This window comes from Tundrisphaera macrotermitis (genome assembly GCF_051175315.1).
Classification (GTDB): domain Bacteria; phylum Planctomycetota; class Planctomycetia; order Isosphaerales; family Isosphaeraceae; genus Tundrisphaera.
The window spans coordinates 5,484,615-5,511,591 of sequence record NZ_CP195100.1; the positions used below are offsets into that span (position 1 = coordinate 5,484,615).

Annotated in this window: 23 protein-coding genes; 11 read left to right on the forward strand and 12 right to left on the reverse strand. The window is 70.2% G+C overall.

Going from position 1 to position 26,977, the window contains the following annotated elements:
• Nucleotides 1-12: 12 nt before the first annotated feature.
• Both rho and thyX read right to left on the reverse strand, forming a co-directional pair.
• Complete coding sequence (gene rho / locus TA3x_RS22255; protein ID WP_435016870.1) at nt 13-1,143, reverse strand: transcription termination factor Rho; 1,131 nt, start codon at nt 1,141-1,143, stop codon at nt 13-15.
• Between the two features lie 349 nt (nt 1,144-1,492).
• Nucleotides 1,493-2,296 carry an FAD-dependent thymidylate synthase gene (gene thyX, locus TA3x_RS22260; protein WP_435016871.1) on the reverse strand — a complete coding sequence of 268 codons (804 nt, stop codon included), beginning with the start codon at nt 2,294-2,296 and terminating at the stop codon, nt 1,493-1,495.
• Between the two features lie 121 nt (nt 2,297-2,417).
• On the opposite strand from thyX, the gene TA3x_RS22265 reads away from it, so the two are divergent.
• The gene (locus TA3x_RS22265; protein ID WP_435016872.1) at nt 2,418-4,481 is read left to right on the forward strand and encodes an ATP-dependent helicase; all 2,064 of its coding nucleotides are present in this window, start codon (nt 2,418-2,420) and stop codon (nt 4,479-4,481) included.
• Between the two features lie 54 nt (nt 4,482-4,535).
• A complete protein-coding gene (locus TA3x_RS22270) occupies nt 4,536-6,098 on the forward strand; it encodes a hypothetical protein (protein ID WP_435016873.1) in 1,563 nt (520 codons plus the stop codon).
• Nucleotides 6,099-6,104: 6 nt separating this feature from the next.
• Here the strand turns inward: TA3x_RS22270 and TA3x_RS22275 are convergent, their stop codons facing one another.
• Nucleotides 6,105-6,893 (reverse strand): sugar phosphate isomerase/epimerase family protein, encoded by a 789-nt coding sequence (locus TA3x_RS22275; RefSeq protein WP_435016874.1) that lies wholly within the window; start codon nt 6,891-6,893, stop codon nt 6,105-6,107.
• A 140-nt stretch (nt 6,894-7,033) separates the two neighbouring features.
• Here TA3x_RS22275 and pabB point away from each other — a divergent pair, with 140 nt between their 5' ends.
• The 3 genes from pabB to TA3x_RS22290 are packed head-to-tail and all read left to right on the forward strand — an operon-like array spanning nt 7,034 to nt 10,403.
• Complete coding sequence (gene pabB / locus TA3x_RS22280) at nt 7,034-8,428, forward strand: aminodeoxychorismate synthase component I (protein WP_435016875.1); 1,395 nt, start codon at nt 7,034-7,036, stop codon at nt 8,426-8,428.
• The gene (locus TA3x_RS22285) at nt 8,425-9,273 is read left to right on the forward strand and encodes an aminotransferase class IV (RefSeq protein WP_435016876.1); all 849 of its coding nucleotides are present in this window, start codon (nt 8,425-8,427) and stop codon (nt 9,271-9,273) included. Before pabB ends, TA3x_RS22285 begins: the two co-directional genes overlap by 4 nt.
• Complete coding sequence (locus tag TA3x_RS22290; RefSeq protein ID WP_435016877.1) at nt 9,270-10,403, forward strand: Nif3-like dinuclear metal center hexameric protein; 1,134 nt, start codon at nt 9,270-9,272, stop codon at nt 10,401-10,403. The genes TA3x_RS22285 and TA3x_RS22290 overlap by 4 nt, the downstream gene beginning before the upstream one ends.
• 116 nt (nt 10,404-10,519) lie before the next feature.
• Here TA3x_RS22290 and TA3x_RS22295 read toward each other — a convergent pair whose 3' ends face one another.
• The 3 genes from TA3x_RS22295 to TA3x_RS22305 form a co-directional block, all read right to left on the reverse strand.
• A complete protein-coding gene (locus TA3x_RS22295; RefSeq protein WP_435016878.1) occupies nt 10,520-10,825 on the reverse strand; it encodes a hypothetical protein in 306 nt (101 codons plus the stop codon).
• Between the two features lie 476 nt (nt 10,826-11,301).
• Complete coding sequence (locus TA3x_RS22300) at nt 11,302-12,297, reverse strand: zinc-dependent alcohol dehydrogenase family protein (protein WP_435016879.1); 996 nt, start codon at nt 12,295-12,297, stop codon at nt 11,302-11,304.
• Nucleotides 12,298-12,507: 210 nt separating this feature from the next.
• Entirely contained in the window at nt 12,508-12,954 is a 447-nt protein-coding gene (locus tag TA3x_RS22305) for a hypothetical protein (RefSeq protein ID WP_435016880.1), read from the reverse strand.
• Between the two features lie 514 nt (nt 12,955-13,468).
• Between TA3x_RS22305 and TA3x_RS22310 the strand changes: the two genes are divergently transcribed.
• Nucleotides 13,469-13,645, forward strand: coding sequence for a hypothetical protein (locus tag TA3x_RS22310; protein ID WP_435016881.1), 177 nt, complete (start codon nt 13,469-13,471; stop codon nt 13,643-13,645).
• A 145-nt stretch (nt 13,646-13,790) separates the two neighbouring features.
• Entirely contained in the window at nt 13,791-14,657 is an 867-nt protein-coding gene (locus TA3x_RS22315; protein ID WP_435016882.1) for a sulfurtransferase, read from the forward strand.
• A gap of 6 nt (nt 14,658-14,663) precedes the next feature.
• Here TA3x_RS22315 and TA3x_RS22320 read toward each other — a convergent pair whose 3' ends face one another.
• Both TA3x_RS22320 and TA3x_RS22325 read right to left on the reverse strand, forming a co-directional pair.
• Complete coding sequence (locus TA3x_RS22320) at nt 14,664-15,230, reverse strand: hypothetical protein (RefSeq protein ID WP_435016883.1); 567 nt, start codon at nt 15,228-15,230, stop codon at nt 14,664-14,666.
• A 32-nt stretch (nt 15,231-15,262) separates the two neighbouring features.
• Nucleotides 15,263-15,832 carry a hypothetical protein gene (locus tag TA3x_RS22325; protein ID WP_435016884.1) on the reverse strand — a complete coding sequence of 190 codons (570 nt, stop codon included), beginning with the start codon at nt 15,830-15,832 and terminating at the stop codon, nt 15,263-15,265.
• Between the two features lie 130 nt (nt 15,833-15,962).
• Between TA3x_RS22325 and TA3x_RS22330 the strand changes: the two genes are divergently transcribed.
• Entirely contained in the window at nt 15,963-16,766 is an 804-nt protein-coding gene (locus TA3x_RS22330; protein ID WP_435016885.1) for a ThuA domain-containing protein, read from the forward strand.
• A gap of 21 nt (nt 16,767-16,787) precedes the next feature.
• Here TA3x_RS22330 and TA3x_RS22335 read toward each other — a convergent pair whose 3' ends face one another.
• From TA3x_RS22335 to TA3x_RS22345, 3 genes are all read right to left on the reverse strand, one after another.
• Complete coding sequence (locus tag TA3x_RS22335; protein WP_435016886.1) at nt 16,788-17,912, reverse strand: carboxylate-amine ligase; 1,125 nt, start codon at nt 17,910-17,912, stop codon at nt 16,788-16,790.
• A gap of 23 nt (nt 17,913-17,935) precedes the next feature.
• Entirely contained in the window at nt 17,936-18,517 is a 582-nt protein-coding gene (locus TA3x_RS22340) for a DUF4112 domain-containing protein (protein WP_435016887.1), read from the reverse strand.
• A gap of 95 nt (nt 18,518-18,612) precedes the next feature.
• Nucleotides 18,613-19,491, reverse strand: a complete 879-nt coding sequence (locus TA3x_RS22345; RefSeq protein WP_435016888.1) for a C40 family peptidase — start codon at nt 19,489-19,491, stop codon at nt 18,613-18,615.
• A 213-nt stretch (nt 19,492-19,704) separates the two neighbouring features.
• On the opposite strand from TA3x_RS22345, the gene TA3x_RS22350 reads away from it, so the two are divergent.
• The 3 genes from TA3x_RS22350 (at nt 19,705) to TA3x_RS22360 (ending at nt 23,993) form a co-directional block, all read left to right on the forward strand.
• Nucleotides 19,705-20,817 (forward strand): OmpA family protein, encoded by a 1,113-nt coding sequence (locus tag TA3x_RS22350; RefSeq protein ID WP_435016889.1) that lies wholly within the window; start codon nt 19,705-19,707, stop codon nt 20,815-20,817.
• A 103-nt stretch (nt 20,818-20,920) separates the two neighbouring features.
• Nucleotides 20,921-22,609: an ATP-binding protein gene (locus tag TA3x_RS22355; RefSeq protein WP_435016890.1), complete on the forward strand. Its 1,689-nt coding sequence runs from the start codon at nt 20,921-20,923 to the stop codon at nt 22,607-22,609.
• Between the two features lie 16 nt (nt 22,610-22,625).
• Nucleotides 22,626-23,993, forward strand: a complete 1,368-nt coding sequence (locus TA3x_RS22360; RefSeq protein WP_435016891.1) for a hypothetical protein — start codon at nt 22,626-22,628, stop codon at nt 23,991-23,993.
• Here the strand turns inward: TA3x_RS22360 and TA3x_RS22365 are convergent.
• Nucleotides 23,990-26,944, reverse strand: a complete 2,955-nt coding sequence (locus TA3x_RS22365) for a glycosyl hydrolase family 38 (protein WP_435016892.1) — start codon at nt 26,942-26,944, stop codon at nt 23,990-23,992. The genes TA3x_RS22360 and TA3x_RS22365 overlap by 4 nt on opposite strands.
• Nucleotides 26,945-26,977 lie beyond the last annotated feature (33 nt).

The window sequence follows — 26,977 nt, forward strand, 5'->3', positions numbered from 1 at the left end:
CCGGGCCCCGGATCAGCGCTCTTTCTGGAACTGGCCGATCTTGTCGAGGAAGGCCGCGTTGCTGGGATACTTGGACATCTGCTTCAGGAGCGACTCCATCGCCTCGGCCGGCTTCATCCCGACCAGGGTCCGGCGGAGCAGGGTCACGCGGGACAGGGTCTCGGGGTCGAGCAGCCGTTCTTCCTTGCGCGTGCCCGACATCTGGATGTCGATCGCCGGCCAGATCCGCTTCTCGGCGAGCTTGCGGTCCAGGACGATCTCCATGTTCCCGGTCCCCTTGAACTCCTGGAAGATGATCTCGTCCATCCGGCTGCCGGTCTCGACCAGGCAGGTGGCCAGCACCGTGATCGATCCCCCTTCGTCGAAGGTCCGGGCCGCCCCGAACAGACGCTTGGGGATATCCAGCGCCTTGATGTCCACTCCGCCGGACATGGTCCGGCCCGAGTTGGAGCCCTTGTTGTAGGCGCGGGCCAGCCGGGTCAGGCTGTCGAGCAGGATCAGGACCTGCCCGCCCCCCTCGGCCATCCTCTTGGCGCGGTCGATGGTCAGCTCGGCCAGGCGGATGTGCTCCTCGGTGTCGTGGTCCGACGACGAGGCGATCACCTCGCCCCGGACGGACCGGCGCATCTCGGTCACTTCCTCGGGCCGTTCGTCGATCAGGAGGACCAGCAGCGTCACTTCCGGGTGGTTGGTCGCCACCGCCTCGGCCATCTGCTGGAGCAGGATCGTCTTGCCCGACCGGGGGGGGGCGACGATCAGGCCGCGCTGGCCCTTGCCGATCGGCGTCAGGAGGTCCATGACCCGGGGCCCGAGCGGGCCGCCCGGGGTCTCCAGCCGGATCCGGTCGTGGGGATCGACGGCGGTCAACTCGTCGAACTTGCGGAGATTCAGATATTGCTCGGGTGTCCGACCGTCGATCTCGATCAGCTCGGCCAGGCGCGGGCCTTCCCCCTTGCGGGCGGCATCCTCGACCACGCCGGTGAGGTGGACGCCCTGCCTAAGCCGGAACTTCGCCAGCAGGGGCGAGCCGACGTAGACGTCGCCGCTCCCCACCCGGAAGTTGCGGGACGGATCGCGGAGGAAGCCGTAGCCCTTCGGGTGCATTTCCAGGACACCGGAATGGGTGCGTTCGGCGGTGCTCATGTCGATGCTCGGGTTGTCAATTCTGGGGGGAGGAAAGATCGGAGGGTCGACCCGGGCGCGCCGAAGCCTTGGGACGCCACGTTCGCGCGGACCACGGCTCGATGTTCGCTCGATTCGAGAGGGGATTCGGGAATGAAAAGGGAATGCGAAGGTATGATCGGGGGAGTACGCCCGAGGATCTCGGGAATCCCGGCGGGCGAGCATCACAGGGAGAATTGCCAGAACGGAAGATCGACCGATGCATGCTATCCCAACGACCCGGCCCGCGTCCATCCCGCTTCGTCGAAATCGTCCCGCGGCCGGGCGCCCCCGGGGATCGCGTTCGCGCGATCCCCGGGTGGGGCTCCGGTCATACCTTACGATACGGCGTGGTCACGGAAGGTTCGGCCCCGTCCTGGGAGACGATCTCGTAGTCGCCGAACAGGTTCGGGCTCTCCGCCTGGAGGATCCGCAGCATGGCCACGGCGACCTTGCGGATCTCCGCGTCGGCCGCCGCATCGCCGCGGGCCTCGATGAAGTGCCGCAGGGCGCGGGCGTTGGCGGTCACGAAGATCTGGGTCTCCGTGGCGTTGGGCAGGACGCTCCGGGCGGCCTCGCGGGCCTTCTTCCGCCGGAGGGTCTTGTCCTCGATCCCGGAGAACCTCGATGCGAGCCCCTCGGCGAGCCGGGCGTAGGCCTCGTGGCTGGCCGTGACGGCGTCCATCCAAATCTTATGGAGTTCGGGATCCTCGGCGATGGCGTCGGGCTCGACGAACGAGCATTCGCCTTCATCCACGAACCGCTGCGACCGCTGGCTATAGGCGAACCCGGCGCGGTGGCGGACCAGCTCGTGGGTGAACGACCGGCTCACGCCGGTGATGATGAAGTTGTAGACCGCGTGCTCGATCACCGAGCCGTGGCCGACTTCGAGGATGTGCTTGAGATAGGCCGCATTGCCGCCGGGGCGGGGACGGGCGTAGCTCTTGTAGCAGAGCCGTCCGGCGACCTCGACCAGCTTCTCGCCGGCCACCTCGGCGTCGGTCTTCCAGGACGCGACCCCTTCGTCTTCGAGGAATTGCGTGAGCGCATCCTCGTCGATCGTCAGGCGCCCGACCAGGCGGACGCTGGGGTCTCGGATGATCCGGGCGGCGATCCCTTCCTCCATGATCGACATCGTAGCGAGCCTCCTTGCCCGGGTCGAGCCCGTCCTGTTCCGGCCTCCGCTCATGTGCGGCGGCCCCGTCTCGGCTATACTATCGTCTCGATGGCCGCCCCAAGGTGAATCGGGCTGACTCATGCGCAAGATCCGGCTCCAAAGATCGGGCGACGACCGGCTGGCGGCGCGGTTCGCCGCCGACCTCAACCAGGCCCAGCACGCCGCGGTCACCGCGCCCGACGGGTTCAACCTGATCCTGGCCGGACCGGGCTCGGGCAAGACCCGGGTCATCACCTACCGGGTCGCCTACCTGATCGCCCAGGGCGTCGCCCCCGAGTCGATCCTGCTGGTCACCTTCACCCGCCGCGCCGCCCGCGAGATGGTCGGGCGGCTCGAAGCCCTGATCGGGCCCCGGGCGGCGAAGATCTGGGCCGGGACGTTCCACCACATCGGCAACCGGATCCTGCGGAAGGCCGCGCCGATCCTCGGCTACGGCCAGAACTTCACGATCCTCGACGGCGAGGACCAGCTCGACCTGGTCAAGCTGGCGATGGAAGACGCCGGGCTGGTCGGCACCGGCCGGATGGCCCCCAAGCCGAACATGGTCCAGCACCTGTTCAGCTTCGCGTTCAACGTCCGCCGCCCGCTCGCCGCTCTGGTCCAGGAACGCCACCCGGAATGGCTCGAATGGATGCCCAACCTGGCCGCCGCCGACCTGGCCTACCGCAAGCGGAAGCTCGCCGCCAATTGCCTCGACTACGACGACTTGCTCGGCCTCTGGGCCCGGCTCCTGGAAGAGTTCCCCGAGCAGAGGCGGGCCCAGGCCCGGATGTTCCGCCACGTCCTCGTCGATGAAATGCAGGACACCAACGCGGTCCAGGCCGACCTCGTCGAGACGATCGCCCGCGAAGGGGCCGGCAACCTGACCGCCGTGGGGGACGACGCCCAGTCGATCTACAAGTTCCGGGGGGCCAACTACGACAACATCCTGCGGTTCCCCGAACGCAACCCCGGCGCCCGGATCTTCCGTCTGGAGACGAACTACCGATCCACGCCCGAGATCGTGGCGTTCACCAACGCATCCATCGCCAAGAATACGCAGGGATTCGCCAAGACGCTGGTCTCCGCCCGGCCGCCGGGCGTCCGCCCGCTGGTGGTGCCGACCTCCGACGCCTACGAGGAGTCGGACTTCCTCTGCCAGCAGATCCTCGAAAATCGCGAGAATGGCGTGCCGCTCTCGCAGATGGCCGTCCTGTACCGCAACCACCACGACAGCATCCTCCTGCAGGCCGAGCTGGTGGCGCGGGGTGTGTCCTACACGATGCGGAGCGGGCTCCGGTTCTTCGAACAGGCCCACATCAAGGATGTCCTCTCGTTCCTCCGGATCCTGGTCAACCCCCGCGACGAGCCGGCCTGGCGGCGGATCCTGCTCCTGCTCCCGGGCGTCGGCCCGGCCAAGGCGTCCGCCCTGTGCCATCGCCTGATCAACGAGGCCGAGCCGCTCCAGGCCCTGGCCACCGCCGGGACGATGGCGTTGGTGCCGGCCAAGACCAAGGGGTTCTTCGCCGGGATGGTCGCCGACATCCGCAAGATCGAGGCGGCCCAGCCCGCGACCAACCCGGCCGCGGCGATCGCGGCGCTCCTCCAGGGCGGCTATCCCAACACGGTCCGGTCGCGCTACGAACGGGCCGACAACCGGATCGCCGACATCGAGCAGCTCGGCGTCCTCGCCGCCCGCTACGACGACCTGGAGAAGCTGATCTCCGACCTCACCCTGGCCGGGGACATCTACGGCGTGGACACGCTCGACTCCGAGGAGCCGGTCGAGCACCTGGTCCTCAGCACGATCCACCAGTCCAAGGGGCTGGAATGGTCCCGCGTCTTCGTCCCACGGCTGATCGAGGACGGATTCCCCGGCGCCCGGGCTTTGTCCGAGGAGGGGGGCGAGGACGAGGAGCGCCGGGTCTTCTACGTCGCCGTGACCCGGGCCATGGACGAGCTGACGCTGACCTATCCCCTCACCCTGCCCCGGGGCGGGCGAGGGCCGACCCTGATCACCAAGCCGAGCCGGTTCATCACCGAACTGGTCGCCGACCTCTACGAGTCCGCGACCATCGAGACCGAACTGGACCTGTCCTGGGCCGGCCTGACCAAGGCCCGGGGCGATGACACGCCCGCCCTCCCCCCCCCCGCCGACTCCTGACCACTTCCCTTCTCCCGGAATGCCGGAATATCCCCCGCGAGGGCCGATCCGATCATGGAAGCGATCCCTTCGCCTTCGCCCGACTCCCTCCCCGCGCCGGCGGAGACGCCGGAGGCGATCCTCGACGAACTCCGCGACGCACGCGACCTCTCGGACGAGGAGCGCGAGGCCCGGCTGGCCCGGCTCGTCGAGCAATTCCCGGCCGACCGCCTCCGCGTCGCGGCCCGTTCCCGACTGGCCGACCTCGGCGGTGGGGACGCCGAGGCGGTCCTCCGGCTGGTCGAGGCGTTCGCGACCCCGGCGCTGCTGGAAGACCTCGCCGATGCGCTGCTGGGCCAGCCCGGGCTCCCGCCCGAGCGGTCCTGGGAGGCCCTGGCCCTGCTCGAAGGGGCGGGCCTGCTGGTCGATTACCCCGAGCTGGCCGAACGCCTGGACGAGCTGAACGAGACGATCGACGCCGACGGGTCGCTCGAAGACCTGTCCGACCACCTGGACGACGAGCCCGAAGGCTCGTGGGTCGCGCTCCAGGCCCTGGGGGCGGTCGAGCCCGAGGTGGCCGAGGAGATCGTGGCCGGCCTGGCCGACGCGCCGGGGGGGCCGGGCCTGGTCTCTTTCCTGCGGATCCTCGCCTTCGCCCACGAGCCGCGAATCCGCCACGCCGCGATCTCGGCCCTGGCCGCCCGGCCCGACGACGATGACGACCACCGCGCGGCCTGGGCGGAGATCGCCCACGATCACCCCGATCCCTCGATCCGCGAGCGGGCGGCCCGCCGGCTCGGGCCCGACGCCGGCGCCGAGGTGGCCCGGGCGCTCGCCCGGCCCGAGCGGGCCCGCCCGCATCGGACCGGGTGCCTGGTCACGGCCCTCGACGGCGCGGGACGGGGATCGATCGTCCTGACCGCCACGGACCGGGGCCGGGCCGTCGCCGCGACCTTCCTGTGCGACGTCTGGCGCGGGGTGGTCGAGGTGATCGGCGAGGTGGGAGACCGGCCCGACCTGGCGTCGGGGTTCCTCGACCTGTTCGCCGAGTCCGAGACCAGGGACCTCGTCGAGGGGATGCCCGGCCTGGCCGATGGCCTGCTCGCCGGCAGCCTCCTGCTCTGCGACCGGACCACCACGCCCGCCCTCCGCTACTGGCTCGAACGGACGGTCGGCCCGGAGTTCGTCCCCCGCCCCTTCCCCGGGCTGGTCGGCGACGAGGACCTGGCCGATCACGCCCTGGACAGCATGGCCGATACGGCGCGGATGATCCTGGACGCCTGCCCGGACTGGGTCGACGCCTCGGCCCTGACCTACGACATCGCCGAGGAGATCGCCCTCCGGTCGGGCGAGAGCCCGCCCGACCCGTATCGCGACGCCGGCGCCTATCGCTACCTGTTCGAGCATCATCTCAAGGACCGCCTCGAACACTACCGGCGGATGCTCCTCTGGATGGCCTCGTTCTGGGAGGCGTCGGGCTCGCACGATCTCGGCCGGTCGGCGCTAGCCCTGTCCTGGCAACTGGCCGACCCGCAGCACGCCGTCCCGGCCCACCCGTTCACGATGGACCTGAGCACGCGGAGCCTGGCCGCGGCCCAGGCCCACCTCCGCGCCGGGCACGATCCCCGGCGCGGATAGGCGGATTCAGAACCTCCGGAGGCGATCGGCCATCCGGGTGAACTGGGCCAGCGGCTCGCGGTCCGTCTCGGGCCAGATGGTCAGGTAGCCCCGGTAGTTGATCTCCTCCAACGCCCCGAGGTACTCCTCCCAGTCGAGCGCCCCGGGCGGGAAGCCCATCCCCCGCGGGTTGACTGCCGTGAACGTCCGCGACGAACTGGCCGCGTCGTTGGCGTAAGCATGGGCCAGGCGAACGTCCAGCTCGCGGGCGGCCGCCACGGGGTCGATCCCCTGCCTGAGCAACCCCGACGGGTCGAGGCTCACGGCCAGGCTGGGCATCGCCAGCTCATCCAGGAAACCGGCCAGGCTGGCGCCCGGCTCGGTGCCCGACTCGATGGCGAACCGGATGCCCCGGTGGTCGGCCCGCTTCCCCAACTCGGTCAACGCCGTCGCGAATGCGGCGCGGCGTTCAGCGTCCTCGGCCGGCGGCAGGGCCCCGACCCGGGCCAGCGCCAGCCGGGTCCCGAGGTCGTAGGCCAGCGCGAACGCGGAGTCGGCGCGGCGGAGCCGGTCTTCGAGCTGGTCGAGGGTGTCGAACGGGCGGCGGGTCGGGAGGCTGATGGCGATCAGCTCCAGTTCGACGGATCGGAGGATGTGCCGCAGCTCGCGGCGGCCGGTCTCGGTCAGGGCCGACGGGCCGAGTTCGCCGGCCGCGTCGAAGACCATGCCCCGGGCGCCGACCCGGGCGGCCCCGCGAATCTGGTCCCGGATCGGCCGCGCCGGGTCGAGCCTCAGGCCCAAGGGAGAACGGATCATCGGTCAACCTGCCCTTTCGCTGTCCTCGTGACGGTTTGCGGTATTCGACCCGCATGTGATAGAGATTGTATCGTCCCACGCCCGACCGGAGGGGTGGTCCCCCTCCGCAGGCCCCAGGTTCCCCGGGAGTCGCTCGATCCGTGCCCGCCCCGCCGATCCGCCTGCCCCTGAGCCTCTCCCCGGACGAACTCGCTCCCCTGATCGGTGCCTGGGACCGGCCCGCGCTCCTGGAGAGCGTCGGCTCGGGCCGTTGGAGCATCCTGGCGGCCCGCCCGAGGATGGAGTTCGTCTCCAGCGACGGGTCGAGCTACTGGTGGGAGAGCCGCAACATCACCATCCAGAAGCAGAGCGACCCGCTCCCGGCCCTGGCCTACCTCCTGGACCGCTTCCGGCTGGCCGACTCGCGCGACGCCACGGACGAGGAAGGCCCCCCCTTCCAGGGCGGGATGATCGGGTTCCTGGGCTACGACCTGGCGACCCGCCTGGAACGGCTGCCTCGGCGGATGGGCCGCGATTCGGGCATCCCCGAGATCCGGTTCGGCCTCTACGACACGTTCGTGGTGGTCGACCACCAGACGCAGGCCAGCGAGCTGTGGGCGGTGAACCTCCTGGATGAGCCGCGCGAGAAGGTGGCGGCCCGTGCCGATCGCTGGAAGGCCGACCTGGCGGCCCTCCCCCTGCCCCGGGGCTTGACGCAATTGAGCACACCCCGCCCGATCATGTCCCGGAGCGATTACCTCGCCGCCGCGAGGAAGGCGCTCGACTACATCGAGGCGGGGGATGTTTATCAGATCAACCTCTCGCAGCGGTTCCAGGCGGAGGGGCCGGTCGACGCGCTCGACCTCTACCTCCACCTGAAGCGGGCGAGCCCGGCCCCGTTCGCCGCCTTCTTCGGCTGGAACGGGTCGGCGGTGGTGGGGGCGAGCCCGGAGACCTTCTACAAGACCCAGGGGGACCGGATCGTGACCCGCCCGATCAAGGGGACGCGCCCCCGCTCGGCCGACCCCGACGAGGACCGCCGGCTGGAGCGGGAGCTGGAAGAGAGCATCAAGGATCGCGCCGAACTGACCATGATCGTCGACCTGGAGCGGAACGACCTGGGCCGGGTCTGCCGGTTCGGCTCGGTCCGGGTGTCGGAGCCGGTCGCGGTCGAGAGCTTCGAGCAGGTCCATCATCTGGTCGGCACCGTGGAAGGCCGCCTCCGCCCCGATGTCGGGCCGATCGACGTGGTCCGGGCGATGTTCCCGGGCGGTTCGATCACCGGCGCCCCCAAGATCCGGGCGATGGAGATCATCGACGAGCTGGAGACCCACCGCCGGGGCGTGTACACCGGGGCGATGGGATACTGGAGCCGGGGCGGGACGTCGGAGTTCAACATCGCGATTCGCACAATGACGGTCGAGGGGAATCGGGTCACCTACCAGGTGGGCGGTGGGATCGTGGCCGACTCGACCCCCGAGGCCGAGTATGCCGAGACCCTCCAGAAGGGGCTGGGCCTCCGCCGGGCCATCGAGTCCTGCGGGGGGGGGCGATGATCTGGTCGGGCGGCCGGATCCTCCCCGATGAGGCCCTCGCCATCCCCTGCACCGACCGCACCTTCGAGCACGGACTCGGACTCTTCGAGACGGCGCGGACCTGGGGTGGCCGGCCCTGTTTGCTGGAGGCCCACCGGGCGAGGATGCTCCGGTCGGCCCGGGAACTGGGGATGCCGATCGACCCCGCCGCCTTCCCGGACGCCCGCGCGGTCGCCGACCTGCTGGCCGCCGAGGGTCAGGCGGGCGACCGGATGCTGCGGATCACCGCGACCGGGGGCGAGCCGGGCGGGCCGGGGCCGGTGGTCTGGATGAGGTCGGGGCCGCTCCCGCCGGGATCCCCGGTTGGGTTCGTTTGGGAGAACGATCCCTGGACGGTTGCGCTCGATGGATGGGCCGTCGCCCGAGATGACGCGACGGCCCGGCACAAGATGCTCAACTACTGGTCGAGGCGAACCGCCTTCGAGACGGCCCGCGCCCGGGGGTTTCATGAAGTGCTGTCCCGGACCCCGGACGGGGCTTACTGGGAGGGGAGCCGTACCAGCCTGTTCGCGGTCAAGGGCGGATGTCTCTTGATCCCCGCGCTCGACGGGCCGATCGTCCCCGGGGTGATGCGTGGGTTCGTTCTGGAGGATGCGAGTCGGCTGCCGGGCGAGGTCCGGGACGTCCCGGGGATTTCTCGGGACGACCTGCTCGCGTCCGACGAGGTATTCCTCGCCAACGCGGTCCGTGGGATCATCCCGGTCGTGTTCCGGGAAAATCCGGGGCCATTCGTCCGCGGTCCGTGGGTGGGTTCGATTGGTCAAAGGGTCGCCCAACGTCTGGAATCCGGCGAGGACTCATCGTGACGACGGTAGCGGAACTGGCCGCGTGGCTCGAAGGGTTTGCCCCGAGCCGGCTTGCGGAATTATGGGATAATGTGGGACTGCTCTGGGGCGACCCCTCCGACCCGGTGGCTCGGGTGATGACTTGCCTGACCGTGACGCCCCGGACGGCCGACGAGGCGATCGCGGGGGGGGCGGCTGCGATCGTCAGCCACCACCCGATTCTGTTCAAGCCGATCAAGACCTTGCGCACCGACCGCCCCGAGTCGGCGATGCTCTGGCGACTGGCCCGCGCCGGGGTGGCGATCTTGAGCCCGCACACTGCCTTCGACAACACCAACGGCGGGATCAACGACGGGCTCGCGTCCCGGCTCGGGCTGTCCGAGGTGGGACCGATCCGCCCGGCCGCCAACTCGGCGCGGTTCAAGGTCGTGGTGTTCGCGCCGCGATCGGACCGCGAGGCGGTGATGTTGGCTTCGTTCCGCGCCGGCGCGGGGGAGATCGGCGAGTATCGCGAATGCTCGTTCGGCTCGCCCGGCTTCGGGACCTTCCTCGGCGGAGAAAATTCGAACCCAACGATCGGGGAGGCCGGCCGACGCGAGACGGTCCGGGAATGGCGGCTCGAATTCGTCTGCCCCGGCGACCGGCTCCGGGCCGTGCTCGCCGCGATCCGCGAGGCCCACTCCTACGAGGAGCCCGCCATTGACGCGATCCCGCTCACTTCGGGGCCGCCCGTCGACCCGGGCGCGGGGCGGATCGGCCGGTTGGAGCCGGCCGAGCCCCTGGGGCAACTGGCCGCGCGAGTCGCTCACCTTCTGGACGCCCCGGCGACCCAGTTCGTCGGCGACTCCGGGCGGATCGTCTCGCGGGTGGCGATCTGCTGCGGCGCCGGGGATGACTTCCTCACCGATGCGATCCGCCTCGGCGCGGACGTGCTGCTGACCGGGGAAGCCCGGTTCCATCGGGCCTTGGAGGCCGAAGCACACGGGATCGGCCTGATCGTCGCCGGGCACCACGCCACGGAACGACCCGGCGTGGAGGATCTCGCCCGTCGCCTGGGCCAGGCGTTCCCGGGGGTGGAAACCTGGGCCAGCCGGGCCGAAGCGGACCCCCTGACGCTCGCGCGGGCCGTGCCCGACCCCGGGCCGCGATGAGCCCTGTCGGCGGGGAAAAAAAGAACCCCCGGTGCAGTGCCGGGGGCATTCGAAGCCGAACGGGATGTCGACCCGGAGCCGGCGCGAACCCGAAGCCGGGCCGCGGCCTCCATCGGTCAGGAGGTGGCGACGACCGGTTCCGAGGGATCGCCGGGGCCCGCCTTGCCGCCGCGCGTGGTGGGCACGGCCAGGTAGGTCTGGTGTTCCCATTGGCCGGCCCAGGCCAGGCCCGCCCATCGCTGGAGCGAGATCGCCTTGACGGTCGGGCGGTCCTCGTCGCGGATCACCTCACCCCATGCGCCGGTGTAAGCCGCGCGAACCTGTGCCGAGGTTCCGCCGTAGCAAAGCAGGCGTTCGCCGCTGGGGGCGAGGCACGCCACCGCCCGCCAGTCCTGCGCGCCCGTGGTTTCGCTTCCACTCATCGTTACGATGATCCTCGCCCGTCGGTCTCCAGAATTCCGGGCCGACGGCCCGGACGGGGAGAGGCCGAAAATCCGACGGGTCTACAAGTGAGATGCAGGTCTCTGGGCCCGGCGAAGTCGAGACGATCGACGCATCCTCGGGCTCGCACCCAAGGGCCGGGCGATCAGTGATCCCGCCCAACGAAAGTCTACGCCGCGACGAAGGCCTCGACAACCGAATGGGTTGACGAGTTCGACCGCGACGGGCACGATCGACCCCGCGAGGGGAGTCGTCGGATGCCGATCGGCGGATTTCGCGGCCGGGATCAGCGAAGGACGGGGGGGATGGCAACCCATCCGCGTCCCGTCCCTCGAACGTTCCTATTCTATCCCGGGTCCGCGATCGCGGCGAATAAAATCCGCCAACTTCTCCCCAACTCGTTCCTTGCAAGGAACATCGAGAAAGGGCATTCTCCGCGCCGGTTGGCGAGAGTCGATCACGGCTTGCCGATGCGGAGCAGGACTTTCCCCCGCCGGCCGACCTCCTCGGCCTCGCGGACGGCGTCCTTGATGGCGTCCAGCGGAAACTCGCGGCCCGGGTCGGTCGCCAGGACCCCGGACCGGATCAGGTCGGCCACCTGGCGGAACAGCAGGACCATCGCCACCTTGTTGCGGCGGGCGGCCCAGTGGCCGAGCCAGAATCCCTCGATGACCCGCTTGCCGGCGATCATCCGCCGCGAGTCGATCGCCATCGGCTCCGCCGACAGGGTCCCGTAGCACAGCATCCGACCGTCGGCGGCCAGGGATTCGAAGACGCCGGTCCCGGTCGCGCCGCCCACCGGATCGAGGGCGTACCGGACGCCGTCCTTGCCGACGATGGCCCGGACCTGATCCTCGATCGGCCCGTCCGACGAGGAGATCACGGCATCCCCGCCCAGGGCCTTGATCTCGGCGATCGCCTCGCGGCGTCGGACCACGTTGATCGTCTTGAAGCCGTCGTGCCGGCCCAACTTGATGATCATCCGGCCCAGGGTCGAGCCGGCCGCCGACTGGAGCAGCCACGCCCCCTTCGGGACCTTCTGGACGTGGCGGACCATCGCCAGCACGGTGGCCGGGTTCACGAAGAACGACGCCACCTGCTCGTCGGGCAGATCCTTCGCGACCGGGACCGCACGGAGCGCGGGGATGATGACAGACTCGGCCCAGTTGCCCCCCGCCTGATTGACGACGGCCACCCTCTTGCCGACCAGCAGCTTGCCGACCAGCCCGGGCCCGGCCTTCTCGACGATGCCCACCCCCTCGAAACCCGGGGTCGCCGGGAGCGTGGGGAGGACCCCGTATCGCCCCCGGACGACCAGGAGTTCGGACGGGTTGACCGGCGCGGCGAGCATCCGCACACGGATTTCCCCGCGGCCCGGCTCGGGCGTGGGGGCCTCGGTGGCGTAGAGGACGTCCGACGGCTCGCCAAACTGATCGAAGCGGATGACCTTCATGCGGACCTCGCGGGGACGATGGCCCGGCCGCGACCCTCGGGGGCCGGCGCCGGGGCCGGCCATCATAACCGGGCCGGGGCCGGGGAAGAACCCTCGGGGAACGACGGGGTCGGACCGGGGCCCGCCCGATGAGGGGTCAAGCCCCGGATGCGGCGGCGGCCCATCTCTCCCGGGCGTCCCGTGCAATTCCCAGCCGCCACACCGGGCCGCTCACGAAGCCGCGCGGCTCTCCAGCCCGGTGCGGTGGGCCAGCGGGATGATGTAGACCCGATCCCGGCCCGCCGGGACGGTGCGGATCTGCCCGTCCAGGGTCGCTTGCCGGAGATATTCCTGGATCCCGGGCATCGCCGGATCCACGAGGATCGCGTCGGCCGGAATGCCGCGACCGAGCCGTTTGAGCGGACGGATCATCGATCCGATCACGAACGCCCCTCGGCCCGGTGGCACGCGTCGGGGATCGATCGGCACGCCGCCATCGGTCCGATCGCAGCACAGGAATTCGGCCCAATCTGTCCCGACCCGGACCGCCCCGGGGGGGCGTTGGCCGGCCGGGATCGCCCTCCACTCGTCGCCCGCCCACATCCGGAAACGGAATGCGAGGACGCCGGCGCCGTCGACGAACTCCCGATACGGCCTGTCGTGATCACTCGGGGTCATGTCGTCCCTCTCCTCCGCACCCGGTCGCACACCTGGGCCATGATGGGGCGGACGACGCCATCAAGGGTCGGGGGCATGGGGATCCGCCGGCATGGATCGAGCATCGGAGGCTAGACCCTATCTTGATCCGGCCGGCATGACTGTCCCATGGCGGACATTACCGAACGATTGTACCGCATTTTTCAAAACGCCGCAGGCCAAATGCGCCCCCGATGCGGAACGGCATCGTTCGGACGAATGACAGGCCGGGTCCTCCCGCCTACAACAATCGAAGGGGCGGGAGGAACCCTCGCGACGACGAGGGCATTTTTCGTCATCATGTCGGTCCAAGGGGAGTGTGCATCGCTCGAATCAACGAGCGATGGATGCCCCCGCCCCGGGACGATGCATCAACCTTTCACAGGGCGAAGCCACGATGACGCGTGTCGCAACCCTACGAGTCGAGGACTCGACCTGGATCCAGATCGACAACACGAACGGAGGGTCAGCCGTCCATGTGCGGATCCTCCCGACGATGGCGATGCCATCGTCCCTCCGGCTCACGAGCGAGGAAGCCGCGAGGTTCGGCCGGGCCCTCCTCTCGGCCGTCGGGGCGGTCGAGATCACGGCCCCGCCGGACATCGAGCCGGGAGGGGTGCCGGAGCTTGCCGGCGAAAACTCGATCGGCGATCGATCGGCCGATCGGGCGTGATGATGCGATCGGCCGGCTTCGCGGTGTATGATCTCCCCCATCCGAGAGCGTGGCGGCACGCCGTTTGGAACGGCTCCCGGGTCACCTCCGGCCGCCGTTTCGGCCGATCGGGCCGATGCAACCGCTGACGTACGAGGGAATTGCCTTGGACAGATTTCTTGTCACGACGGAATGGCTCGAAGCCCACCTGAACGACCCCGGCCTACGCGTGGTCGACATCCGGGGCTACGTGGCCACGAGGCCGATCGAGCCGGGCGTGGAGGAGGCCACCTATCGGGGCGCCCCGGAGGAATACGAGGCCGGCCATATCCCGGGCTCGGTCTTCGTCGACTGGACCCGCGACATCGTCGACCTCGACGACCCCGTCCCGGCCCAGATCGCCGGCCCCGACCGGTTCGCCGAGGCGATGGGCTCGCGGGGGATCGGCGACGACACGATGGTCGTCGCCGTTGACCACATGGGGGGCCAGTACGCCACCCGGCTGTGGTGGGCGCTGACGTATTACGGCCACGACCGCGTGGCGGTGCTCGACGGCGGCTGGAACCGATGGGTCGAGGAAGAAAGGCCGATCACCGACGAGCCGACCGAGGTCGCCCCGGCCGTCTTCCACCCGCGTCCCCGCCCGGCCCTGCGGGTCACGGCCGAGGAACTGGCCCGGAAGCTCGGCGACCCGTCGCTCCAACTCCTGGACGCCCGCGACTCGGGCCAGTACACTGCCGCCCGGCGTCGGGGTCCCCGGGGTGGCCACATTCCGGGCGCGCTGAGCCTGCCCCGCGAGGCGTTCTTCGCCCCCGCCGGAGGGTTCCGGCCGCTGGAGGAGATCCGCGAGGTGGTGGCGCAGGCCGGCCTCGGGCCCGATCGCCCGACCGTCGCGTATTGCAACGGGGGCGTGGCGGCCACGGTCGTCCTGTTCCATCTGGCCCGGCTCGGCTTCCCGGACCTGGCCAACTACGACGGCTCGTGGAACGAGTGGAGCGGCCGGATGGACCTGCCCGTCGAGGGGTCGAAGTGACCCGGCTCAGAACAGATCGCGGCCCCGGGTGAGGCGGTCTTCGAGGCCGTCGGCCGTCTCGGCGATCCGCGAGACCAGGCGGCGGGCGTCGATCGTCGCGACGGAGTCGGCCACGAGGTTCTGGATCACCACGAAGTATTCCTCGCCGCGCAGGACCTTGATGGCAAAATGGCCGTGGATGATCCGCGCGTTCCCCTTGAGGAGGAGGCGCGGGTCGCGGTCATTGGCCGTGCCGCAGACCGAGACCAGCGAGACGACCGCGCGGCCGTCGAGGTCGGCCCCGGTCGCCCCGACGTAGACCGCCTGCTTGCGGTCGAGCTGGAGGGGGACGACCAGGCGCCAGCCGTGCCCGTGCGGCGTCGCCTCGAACCCGGATCGGACCACGAGGTCCCGAACCACCCGATCGAGGCTCGCGTCGGAGGGGTCGGGTGCCTCGTAAGGGCCGAGCGCATCGAACCCGGCCCCCGCATCCGCCTCGGCGGAACCGAGCGGGAGCCCGCACCCGGCGCAGAACCGGGTGGCCGGGTGGTTGGCCGTCGTGCACCGGGCACAGGCGTCGATCGTGGTCCGCATGGTCGTCCTCGCGGGGGATCGCGGCCAATCGTTCAGTCTTCGAGCGTCATCGACGCGATCATGTCATCGAAGCCCTTGGAGGCGGCCTTCAGGGTCTTGTCCGGGCCGACCAGCTTGAAGAAGTAGCCGGTGGTCTTGGTCTCGACGATGGCGCCCAGGAGGCGATAGTTCGGGTTGTCGGCCTTCGGCCCCCCGGCGCCGGGCATGGCGGTGGCGACGTAGCGGCCGGCGATCTCGATCCGGGTGACCGGGACGTTGGCCCCCTTCCGCTCCTCGACCTTGGCCTTGGCGGTGTTCTTCTCGCCGTCGACGAACATCTCTTCCCAGCGCTTGATGTTCGCTTCCTTGGACCCGGCCCCGCCCGGGAAGGCGAACACGGTCATCTCGCCCGGCTCGCTGTCGCCGGGGGCGGCGGGGACCTTGACCTGCAACTGCCGCATGGCCGACTTCGGCTTCTCGGACTTCCACGCGGCCGGGGCCTTCAGCGCCAGCGAGCCGGCGCGGAGGCTCTGCATCGGCTCGTCGGCCAGGGCGACGCCCAGGCCGGCCAGGACCACCATCCCGACGCCCGCAACCATCGGGATCATCTTACGGAAGCTCATCGCGATTCCTCCCGGCCGGGGAGCCCGGCCGCTTGCGGCCGACTCCGGGTCGGCCATACGATGCGGAGCGTTTCCCGGCACCGATGCCGGCATGTCCGACCCACCTTGATTTCTCGCGGAGCCCGACCTCGTGCGAACCCACCGAGCCCCCGGCGCGGCCCTGATCCTGGCCCTGGCGCCGATCTGCCTGGCGATCTGGCCCGACCCCGCCCTCGCCCAGAGGAAGGTCCCCGAGGGGACCAAGGTCCTGATCCTGACCGGGGGCGAACGCGAGCATCACGGCTACCGCGAGCAGGCATTGTATCTGGCCGGAGTGCTGGAGGACACCCGCCGCTACCAGGTCACACTGGCCGAGGACGCCGCCATCCTGGAGACCCCGGCCCTGGCCAGGTACGACCTCGTCCTGATGAACGCGGATCGCCGCGACCCCGAGCACAAGCTCACCCCGGGCCAGGCCAACGCCCTGTTCGACTTCGTCCGCGCCGGCAAGGGGTACGTCTCGATCCACGGGGCGGACAACACCCCGCCCGATGCCCTGCCCGAGTGGAAGCCGTTCCTCGGCGGGATCTATTCCCACAAGGGGCTGCCCGACGGCAAGGCGATCCTGGGCAAATACACCGTCAAGATCGCCGACAAGGACAGCCCGGTCGCCAAAGGTTTGAGCGACTTCGAACTGGCCGACGAGCTTTACTCGAACATGCAGATGATGCCCGACGTGAAGCCCGTGGCCACCATCGATTACAAGGGGACGACGTGGCCGGTGGCCTGGACCTGGCCCTACGGCCAGGGCCGCGTCTTCCACACCTCGCTGGGCCATCGCCGCTGGGGCCCCAACCAGCCCGACCCCCTGGCCGACCCCAACCTCATCAAGCTGATCGTCCAGGGGATCGACTGGGCGGCGGGCCGAGAACCGGCCGGACCCGCCCCGAAGTGACCCGCCGGGCGGCCCGGGCGATCAATCGAGCCCGGCCGCCGTCTCCTCGATCAGGCCATCGACGGCGTCGTTGAGGTCCTCGTCGCGGGCGAAGCGGGCCCGTTGCCGCGAGGCGCCATTCCCCTTCGCGAGGATCTCCTCCACGGTCGCCGAGACCTCATCCCATTCGCCGTCCGCCTCCATGGCGGGGCGGACGAATTGCATGAGTCGATCGACGACGGACCGGGCCGGCGCCGAGGTCATCGAATGGAGATCGACGAGGTCCCCTTCCAGCCCGTAGCGGGCCGCCCGCCACTTGGCCGCACGCAGCAGCTCCGGCCGGACCTGGGGGGCCGGCTCGCCGCGTTGGGCGCGGTCCAGGCAGGTCCGGGCCAGGGCCCGGCACAGCGCGGCGATCGCCACCGCCTCATCGACCCGGGCGCAGACGTCGGCGATGCGGAATTCGATCGTCTCGAAGTGCGACGACGGGCGGACGTCCCAGTAGATCCGCGACGCCTCGGGGATGGCCCCGACGTCGATCAGGGCCTGGACCGTCGCGTCGTACTCGGCCCGGTCGGCGAACGCGCCGGGGATCCCGGTCATCGGGAACCTCTGGAAGAGTTCGGTCCGGTAGCTGGCGTAGCCGGTGTCCCGGCCGAGCCAGTACGGCGAGTTGGCCGAGAGGGCGAGCAGCGTGGGCAGCCACGGGCGGACCCGGTTCATGACCCGGATGCCGTCCTCGCGGTCGGCGATCCCGACGTGGACGTGGCAGCCGAAGATGATCTGCTCGCGGGCCAGCTGCTGGTTCTCCTCCAGGATCTTGTCATACCGTTCCTTGGGCGTCAGCCGCTGGTCCTGCCATCGGGAGAAGGGGTGCGTGCCCGCCGCCACGATCCGGCAGCCCTGCTCCGCCGCCGCCTCGACCACCGCCTTGCGGAGCCGGACGAGTTCGTCGCGGACCTCCGCCAGGGTCCGGCAGACCGGGGTCCCGATCTCGATCTGGGAGAGGAACAGCTCGTTGGTGACCTTGTCCCCGACGTCCTCCTTGGCGCCGGGCAGGATGCGGAAGGCCCGCGACTTCAACTCGCGGGTCTCCGGGTCGACGATCTGGTATTCCTCTTCCACGCCGATGGTGAAGTCGTCCGTGGTTGGCTTCGTTTCGGGCACGGGGGGCGGCTCCGGGGCGAATCTCAGTGATTCCAGATCAGCTTGACGATCAGGGCGGCGACGGCGACCATCCCGATGAACATCAGCAACAGGGCACCGATCAGGATGGCGCCGATGGCCCAGAGGTAGCGGACCGAGGGGGCCGACGGGATCGGGCCGCCCCGGGCCTGGATGGCGTGGACCTCGCGGAGCAGGTTCAGGTTCCGCGTGTTCGCCTTGAAGCCGGCGTCGAACAGGTCGCCCACGACCGGGATCGACCCGAGCCCGATGTCGAGCAGCACGTTGGCCGCCATCCGGGCCGCGACCGCCTTGGGCACGCGGTAGTGCTTGAGGGCGGTGAGCACCAGCCCGGTCTGGATCAGCCCGGCGAACAGGTCGCCGCCGCCCGGGATCAGTCCCAGGATGGCGTCGAGACCAACCTTGAAGTTGGTCCCCGGCACCGGGATCGACCGGTCCATGAGCCAGGCGAGCCACTCCAACCCCTGGCCGATCGCCTCGCTGTTCCGGGTCCCGGGCCCGGCGATGTCGCTGAAATCGGCCGCCGAGCCCCGGTAGATGGCGTCGGGCTTCAACGGGGCATCGGGGTCCGGGCGGGTGGCGGGCATGGGCAATCCCCTCGGTCAAGGGCCTCGCAGATCGCGCGAGGCGTCGCCCCGTCCAGGCTGCATTTCCGATGCCGCCTCCTCGCCGCGAACCGGGATCATCGTTCGGAGGGCGGGTCGTCCGGGATGATGCGGAGCGCGTGGCTGGCGCTCATGTTGTACCACGAGTTCTTGCGGAATGGGCGGAGGTGGATCCCGCACGGGATCAGCCGTCCCTCGGAGTCGCGGGTGTCCTCGCCGTGGCTGTCCATCACCAGCGGGACGCCGTCCGGCGACTTGCCGATCGGGCCGACCCAGAGGACCACGTGGCTAATCTTCCCCGACTTGTTGCGGATGAACAGGAGGTCGCCGGTCCGGAGGGCCTGGATCCGCTCCTCGAACGATTCGGGGAGCGCGATCCGCCGGATCGGGACCGCCCGACCCGCCTCGCGCGCCGTCGCCTGTTCGGCCTGGATGCCCACGTCGGTGCTGATCCTCAGGCCGAAGCCGAGGTTATAAACGAACCCGGTGAAGTTGGAGCAATCGACGCCCTTGCCGTTCCGCCCGGCGCAGGTCTGCATCCAGCGCCAGTGCGCGGGCGGTTCCCAGTCCGGGATGTGGTGGTGCTGGTAGGCATAGCCGAGATACCGGCTGGCCACGGCGATCACCCGCTCCCGCTTGCGGTCGGCCGGCCAGCGCTCCACCCCCGGGGGCGGTGGATAGGATCGGGCGGGCGGGCCCCAGGCTCCCCATCGCTCCCGCGTCCGTTCCGCGTACCAGAGGGCATGCGGGATCTCCGCCTCGATCCGATGGTCGCCACGCTCGGTGCGATCGAGGTCGCCCACCAGTTCCTCGCGGGGCCATTCGTAGGCAATCCGGTAAGGGGACCGATACGGCTCGGGCGGCGGGGCCTGGGCCGTCGCGGGCCGGTCGGCGGTCGGGGACGAGACGGCGAACGCGAAGGCGACGGCCATCGTCGCGGCGAGCAGCTTGTTCATGCGAGGTCTCGGATCGGGCGTCCTGGGGACGAGCCCGCGCGTCCCACCCGTCCAGTTTAGGATGAATTGGAGATACGGGGCGAACCAAAATGGGGACCCGGCGAATCTTCACCAGCGGTGGACGAATGCCCCGGAGACGCGATGCTTCCGCCCGGGCCGCGGCCTGACGTATGCTGGAGCGGGCGGGCGGGCATCGGGACGCGAGGGACGATCATGCGACGCGAGATCACGAAGGGGCGGGCGCTGGCGAATGCCGGCTTCGTGGTGGTCGCCCTGGCGATGGCCGGATATGGCCTGCGGCAGATGGCCGGTCGCGCCTGGGCCTGGCAGCCCACCTTCCGGGTGAGCGCCGGGTTCGCCACGATCGGCGGGCTGGAGGTCGGGGCCAAGGTCCGGGTCCAGGGGATCGATGCCGGCGTGGTCGAGGCGATCGTCCCGCCGCCCACGCCGGGCGCGGAGGTCGGGCTGGTGTTCCGGGTCGATGACCGGCTCCGGAGCCTGGTGCGGTCGGATGCCCGGGTCCGGATCGTCCCCCAGGGGGTGATCGGGGCCAAGGTCGTCGAGATCGTCCCCGGGCGGCCCGACGCCCCCGCCCTGGCCGACGGATCGCGCCTGGCCGCCGAGCCGGCCATCGAGATCGCCGACATCCTCCGCGATGCCCGATCCGCGATCGGCCGGGTCGATGCCGCGGCGCAGGCCGCCGAGAAGGGGCTGGGGGAAGTGGGCGCCATCGCGGCCACGATCCGCGAGGGGAAGGGATCGCTGGGCAAGCTGGTCCAGGACGACGAGGCGTATCGCAAGCTGATCGCGTTGTCCGAGCACGGGACCAAGACGATCGACGACCTCGACGAGAACCTGGCGGCGCTCAAGGGGACCTGGCCCCTGTCGCGCTATTTCGACGGCCGGGGCTTCGCCGATCGCGACAAGATCCTGTTCAAGCCCGGCGCCGAGCGGGAAAGCCGCATCCTCGGGGCCGACGACCTGTTCGAGCGCGGGCGATCGGTGCTGACGGCCGGCGGCCGGTCGCGGCTCGACGGCGTCGCCGCCTGGTTCCAGAAGGCCAAGCGGCCGAAATCGGAACTCGTCATCGCAGCGTTCACCGACGATCGGGCCGACCCCGACCTGGCCCAGATCCTCACCCAGGAGCAGGCCGAGGCGGTCAAGAATTACCTCGTGTCGAAGCACGGGATCGACGTCAACGGGTGGTTCGGCACGCGCAAAATCGCCGCCGTCGGCTTCGGCGCGGAGCCGCCCCGGTCGGCCCTGGCCCAGGGGGGCGGCCCCCCGCGCCGGGTCGAGGTCATCCTGTTCACGCCGCAAGCGTGACCCGGGCGGCCGGGCCGGATCGTTGACGCACGGGCCCATGGGCCGTAGCCTGTGACACTCCGCCCGGCGTCGGGGCGTTCAACGACGGGGAGAGGGTCGATCCGTGGCCTCGTTGTTCATCATCCAGGGCGGCGAGCAGGGCCGGCGGTTCTCCTTGCAGGCCCGGGCCGTCGGCCTGGGCCGGGATGCCTCCAACCCGATCCGCCTGCACGACCACGAGGTGTCGCGGCGGCATGCCGAGGTCCGCCGCGACGAGAACGGCTACCGGATCGTCGACCTCCGATCGGCCAACGGCACGTTCCTGAACGGCCATGCCATCGACCAGGCCCCGCTCAAGCCCGGGGACCAGGTGCGCCTGGGCCAGACCGTCCTCCTGTTCCAGGACGCCCCCGACGACAGCCGCGAGCTGACGGCACGCGTGGACATGACCGGCCGCGGCGACCTGGCCGACCGATCGGCGATCCTCCGGAGCATCCCGGCCGATGAGGGCTCGCGGATCCTCCAGGCCCCGGGCAACGTGGGGGACTGGCTCCGCGACCGCCTGCTCAACCTGTCGGTCATGTACAAGGCCACCCAGGCCATCAGCCACGTCGTCGACATCGACACCCTGCTGCCCCAGATCCTCCAGCTCGTCTTCGAGTCGATCGGGGCCGACCGGGGTGCCATCTTCCTCAAGGGGCCCGACGGCGAGATGACGCCCAAGGCGGTCCGGTGGCGGGGCGAGGCCGATCCGGGCGAGCGGATGACGATCTCCAGCACGATCTTCGACCACGTCCTGAAGCAGGGCGAGGGCGTGATCACGTCGGATGCCCCGGCCGATCGGCGGTTCGGGCCGGCGCAGTCGATCGTGAACATGGGCATCCGCGAGGCGATCTGCGTCCCGGTCCAGGGCCGATTGGCCACCCTGGGGGTCCTTTATGCCGACGTCCGGGCGGCGGCCAGCGTGGGGATTCCGCTGGACGAGCCCAAGACCCGGTTCACCAAGGACCACCTGATGCTGATGGTGGCGATCGGCCACCAGGCCGGGCTGGCGATCGAGAACACCCAGCTCTACGAGGCCAACCTCCAGGCCGAGCGGCTGGCCGCCGTGGGCCAGACGATCGCCACCCTGTCCCACCACATCAAGAACATCCTCCAGGGGATCAAGGGGGGCAGCTACCTCATCGAGATGGGCCTGAACGACAAGGACGACGCCATCGTCCGCCGGGGCTGGACCATCGTCGAGAAGAATCAGGCCAAGATCTACAACCTCGTCATGGACATGCTGTCCTACTCCAAGGACCGCGAGCCGGCCCTGGAGCTGGCCGACCTGAACGAGACCGTGGCCGACGTGATCGAGCTGATGCAATCCCGGGCCGGCGACCTGGGGGTGACGCTGTACTGGCAGCCCGCCGCCCACCTGCCCCGCCTCCACTTCGACACCGACGGCATCCACCGCGCGGTCCTGAACATCGTCACCAACGCGATCGATGCCTCCGAGGACGTCGAGGGGGGCATCGTCACCGTCTCGACCGCGATCGGTGCGGACGGATCCAGGGCGCAGGTCGTGGTGGCCGACAACGGGGTCGGGATCTCGCCCGACGAGGTCGACGGGATCTTCCAGGTCTTCGCCTCGACCAAGGGCTCGCGCGGGACCGGCCTGGGCCTGTCCGTCTCGCAGAAGATCATCCGAGAGCACGGCGGGACCATCGCCATCGACTCGGAGGTCGGCAAGGGCTCGACCTTCACGATCGAGCTGCCGGTCAAGCGGTTCGACGTCCGCGACTCGGCCGAGCATGCGACCCTCGACTGAACCAGGGCCCCCGACCATGAAACGACCCCGCATCACCATCGCGTTGGTCATGATCCTGGTCGCGGCCTCGGCGGGGGTGTTCTCCATCGCCCAGAGATGGATGAGGACCGCGATCCGTCCCCCCCGGACCGCGATCGGCGACGTGCAGTACTACAACAACGCCATCCCTTCCGATGACCTGAAGATCCGCATCGGGCCGAACACGTTCGCCATCGACTCGGTATCCCGCAACGACCGCGATGGGTCGATCCGGGTGGAGGACGGTCGCGGCTGGTGGAAGATCCCCCGGTCCACCCCCGAGACGGCCGCGATGAAGTCGTCGGCCCCCTGGCTCGACGTGGCCACGATCCGATTGGCCGGCGACCCCGATCGGATCGAGGTCGTCGAGCTTCGCGTGTTCGACTACGCGACGCGGACCTTGATCGGCAAGGATATGGACCACAATCACGGCTCCCGGCTGGTGTCGCCGGGCGTGTATCAGATCTACCAGGTCGGGGCCTTGTTGCCCGCGGAGGTCGACGTCTGTCTCAGGGCGAGCAGCCACCCTCCGGGCGAGAAGATTTCACGCCTCGCGCCGAAGGTCGGGGCGACCGCCCCTTATGAGACGGGGACCCTCACGGTCGCCGAACTGCGCGGCGGCCATCCCGATTGGACGGAAGTGGAGGCGAGTCCCGACCCGTTGCATCCGGCGATCGCGTGGGGCGAAGATCCCCGGCCGAGGACGCACAAGAGCACGTTCGTGATCGATTGGGCGGGCAGTCCCGGCGTGTCCCCAGCCCAGGTGGTCGCGGTGGCCCGCGAAGGGCGGAGGGCTTACTGGCAACGACCGGGCTCCTTCGATTTCCTCGATTCCCACCGCATGGTCATCCCGATCGACTTCGACCTGGACGAGATCGACCACCTGGAAATCCGACCCTATCGGCTCGCACGGTCCTTCTACTTCGAAGGCGTTAGGCTCCCGAAAGCGAGCACCAGGCCTTTCGCCGACCCCCCCGCCGTGACGGTCAAACTCGACGGTCGGCCGACGAAGCAGCGGCTCGCGGCATTCGACCCGATCCTGGTCGACCTGGAAGTTCGCCAGGATGGGGGCGGTTACATGAAAGGGGCCGACGACCACGGCCAGTACTTCCCCCCTCCCGACGAATCCCGCGGCCATCCGGGATTCCATGTGTTGGCCGACACGATCGGACTGATGCCGGACGGTTGGCGGCTCTCCCTCTTCGATCGCGGCGGGGAGGCCCTGCTGGGGCCTTACGATGCGAAGAACGGGAGCGGCCATGCCAGCGCGTCCCGGTATCGTGCGAGCTGGGGCATCGAGGTCCCGCTGGAACGGTTGGGGTCGGCCGAAATCCGGTTCTCCACCCCGGCCCAGGTCCACCCCTAATCGGCGGTGTCCGAAATCTGGTCCTTCCGATGCCACGCCAGGGTGACGTCGACCCGCGCCAGCTCGTGCGGGGTGAGGTCGACCGGGATGGCGTCCCCCTCGACGAAGAGGTCGATGATGTGCTCGCCCTGGAAGTCGACGTGCGCCGCCCAGGCGGGGTCGCGGTAGGCGCGGAGGCGGCAGCGGGTCGGCTTGCCGGCGGTCTCCAGCAACGTCACAGTCACGCCCCAGCCCTTGCCCTCGTTGGAGTGGGGATTGAAGGCGACGGCGAGCACGGCGACCGACTTGTGATCGACCTGGAACAGCCAGCCCGAGGGGCCCGAACGCGGGAGGCCGGACTTGCTCGGGACCGCGGGCGCGGGGGCGATGAAGTCGAGGGCCGGCTGGAATGGGTGTTCCAGGTCGAGCGCCACGCCGAGCCGGAACGTCCGGGCCGACTCCCGACCGGCGATCAGGAGCGTGTCGAGCATCTTGGGGCCGTGGCGGCGGTGGTGGGCCAGCCCGCCGAACAGGAGCGTGGATCGACGGCCCCGGATCGCCAGGTCGATGGCGTCGGGCGTCTCCATCCGCTCCGCCTCGGTCGCGTGGGGGGCGAGCAACGACGTGCGGCGGAGGGTCGAGCCGGCGTCGGGCCAGGCCCAGCGGCAGGCGAGGTAATTCTCCCAGGGGTCGGCGGCGGCGACCCGTTCCAGCCAGGCGGGATCGAGGTCGGACAGGGTGATGTCGATCTCCAGCGTCGGCCGGCCGCTCCAGAGCCGGAACCTCTGCCGGAAGGAAGCCAATGCGCGGTTGTCGCGCGGGTCGTGGAGCGTGCCGGTCGTCGTGACCTGGGCCAGGGCCGGCCCGTTGTAGTCGACCTGCACCGATGCCCCACGCATCACGCTCGGCGCCGGCTTGCCGTCGGGACCGACCAGCCCGGCGATGGCGAGTTTCTGGGCGAGGCGGGGCGTCTCCTCGGTGCGGCCCCGGACCCCGCGCAGGCCGCCGGTGGCCGGGTCGATCAGGACGGCCATCGACTCGTTGCGGAGGACCTTGTCCTTGACCGAGACGCCGGGATCCCCGGCGGGTTTGCGGGCCGAGGATGGTTCCCTGGGCACCCAGGCATAGCCGAACGGGGGGACGTCGACCACGGCCATGACCCCGTCCTCGGTCATCTGGGCGGCGTGGATGGCCCCCTCCGGCGCGAGCGTGCTCGCGGCGTCGGGCAGGACGACCGCGACCCGGCGGGCGATCCCCAAAGGGTTCAGCACCACGAAGCCCGGCGGGCCCTGGTGGGCCTGGCCGACGATCGCGCGGGCGAGATCCTCAGCATCGGTCTGATAACGGACATCGAGCGTCTCTGCCACCACATCGGGCCGGGACGTCTCGACCGCCTCCTCCAGCCCTTCCAACGCACCGGGCGTGGGCGGGGTTGGGGTTTCGTCGGCCGCGGGCTCCGGCGACGGATGCCTGGTCCCTTCCAGGACCGCGTCGGCCAGGGCTTCGAACACGGCCGTGGCATCGAACCGGGCGCGTCGTCGGTGGTGCTCGGCGCGGGCCGAGATCGGCGCGGGGTCCCCCTTGGCCACGGCCTGCGCCAGGTAGGCGGGGGCCAGGTCGTCGAGCTTCGGCGTCAGGACCTCGTACGGGCGATCGGAGTGGTGGAAGAAGTCGTTGGCGGTGACCCAGCGCGAGAGCACCGGCGAGTAGGCGGCCACCCGGCGGAAGTCGCGATACCAGGGGGCGACCTGGTCCGGCCAGTGGGCCAGTCCGATCACCGCGACCTGGTATTCCCGCATCGATCGGCCGATCCGCCAGGCGAGCCTCGCCCCTTCGACGGGGCGGTCGGCGGCGATCGGGGGGCGGGTCATGGCTTCCAGGGCCGACCCGTCGGGCGATTCCCAGGTCCTTTTCGACTCGATCGGGATCGGGAACTTGCCGGAGTCGAGGGCGACATAGGAGGCGTACTTGAGGCCGAAGCGCCGGGCGATCTGGGGGATCTGGTCGTGGAGGCCGTAGCGGCGGCGGGCGAACGTCTCGACGTTGCGGCCTTCCAGGTGCTCGCGGTAACCCTGGGAACCCCGGTCGTACTGCCAGAGGACCGAGCCCCAGGGGGCGAACGGCTCGTCGATCTCGGACCAGGTCCCGCCGGCCACGTCGAGCCAGCCCTCGGTGATCGCCTCGCGGACCCGCGCGATGGTGTCGGGCTCGCGCCGGGCCAGGACGTCGATGGCCAGGGCCGGGGCCACCAGGGTGACGGGGGCGCGGGCGTCGAGCAGGTCTTCCAGGGCCCGGGGGGCGGTGGCGGGATCGAGCAAGCAGAGGTCGAGGATGTAGGCTTCGGTCGGGAAGATCCGCTCGCGCGCCTGGGTCAGCAGCTCGAATCCCGCCCGGAGCCGATTGGTCGCGCCGTTGGCATCGCCGGCGACCCAGGCCCTGGCCCCGCCCATGATCTCCCGGGCCAGGCTGGTCCGGTCGAGCAGGTCCACGTGATCCATCGCCACCGAGAGGTCGCGGAGCCAGCGCTGGGCCGAGCCGAGGGCGAGGAAATCGAGCGCCACCGGGTCATCCAGGGCCACGCCCGGCGCCGGGATCCCGGCCTGCTCCAGCAGGGAGGCGATCAGGGCGACGCGATCCCCGTCCAGGACCTCGGCCAGCGGGACGGCATTCTCCTCGGCCTGATCCCGATAGGCCGGCGCGAGCTGGCCAAGATGGCCGGCGACGATCCGGACCTCGCCGGGCGAAGGATCGGACGGATAGGCGAGTTCTTCCAGCCGCGGCAGATCGTCCGAGGCGGCCAGGAGCGCCGGATGCCACGGCGCCGACGCGGCGGCCCAGGCCAGGGTGGCGGCCTGGTCGGTCATCTCGGGGGCCGGCTCGTGGCCGTCGCCGTCGATCATGACGACGAAGCGGAGGGGGCGGGCGTCCGGGGCTGATTCGGTCACGGCACTCGGCAGTTCGGTCGATTCCATCCGCGCGACTCTCTTTCTCTCGAACGGCGACGG

Bases quoted from the DNA above. Each gene is read 5' to 3' on its own strand.
- rho (WP_435016870.1), bottom strand. From the start codon at position 1,143: ATGAGCACCGCCGAACGCACCCATTCCGGTGTCCTGGAAATGCACCCG.
- thyX (WP_435016871.1), bottom strand. From the start codon at position 2,296: ATGTCGATCATGGAGGAAGGGATCGCCGCCCGGATCATCCGAGACCCC.
- TA3x_RS22265 (WP_435016872.1), top strand. From the start codon at position 2,418: ATGCGCAAGATCCGGCTCCAAAGATCGGGCGACGACCGGCTGGCGGCG.
- TA3x_RS22270 (WP_435016873.1), top strand. From the start codon at position 4,536: ATGGAAGCGATCCCTTCGCCTTCGCCCGACTCCCTCCCCGCGCCGGCG.
- TA3x_RS22275 (WP_435016874.1), bottom strand. From the start codon at position 6,893: ATGATCCGTTCTCCCTTGGGCCTGAGGCTCGACCCGGCGCGGCCGATC.
- TA3x_RS22285 (WP_435016876.1), top strand. From the start codon at position 8,425: ATGATCTGGTCGGGCGGCCGGATCCTCCCCGATGAGGCCCTCGCCATC.
- TA3x_RS22295 (WP_435016878.1), bottom strand. From the start codon at position 10,825: ATGAGTGGAAGCGAAACCACGGGCGCGCAGGACTGGCGGGCGGTGGCG.
- TA3x_RS22300 (WP_435016879.1), bottom strand. From the start codon at position 12,297: ATGAAGGTCATCCGCTTCGATCAGTTTGGCGAGCCGTCGGACGTCCTC.
- TA3x_RS22305 (WP_435016880.1), bottom strand. From the start codon at position 12,954: ATGACCCCGAGTGATCACGACAGGCCGTATCGGGAGTTCGTCGACGGC.
- TA3x_RS22310 (WP_435016881.1), top strand. From the start codon at position 13,469: ATGGCGATGCCATCGTCCCTCCGGCTCACGAGCGAGGAAGCCGCGAGG.
- TA3x_RS22320 (WP_435016883.1), bottom strand. From the start codon at position 15,230: ATGCGGACCACGATCGACGCCTGTGCCCGGTGCACGACGGCCAACCAC.
- TA3x_RS22325 (WP_435016884.1), bottom strand. From the start codon at position 15,832: ATGAGCTTCCGTAAGATGATCCCGATGGTTGCGGGCGTCGGGATGGTG.
- TA3x_RS22340 (WP_435016887.1), bottom strand. From the start codon at position 18,517: ATGCCCGCCACCCGCCCGGACCCCGATGCCCCGTTGAAGCCCGACGCC.
- TA3x_RS22345 (WP_435016888.1), bottom strand. From the start codon at position 19,491: ATGAACAAGCTGCTCGCCGCGACGATGGCCGTCGCCTTCGCGTTCGCC.
- TA3x_RS22350 (WP_435016889.1), top strand. From the start codon at position 19,705: ATGCGACGCGAGATCACGAAGGGGCGGGCGCTGGCGAATGCCGGCTTC.
- TA3x_RS22360 (WP_435016891.1), top strand. From the start codon at position 22,626: ATGAAACGACCCCGCATCACCATCGCGTTGGTCATGATCCTGGTCGCG.
- TA3x_RS22365 (WP_435016892.1), bottom strand. From the start codon at position 26,944: ATGGAATCGACCGAACTGCCGAGTGCCGTGACCGAATCAGCCCCGGAC.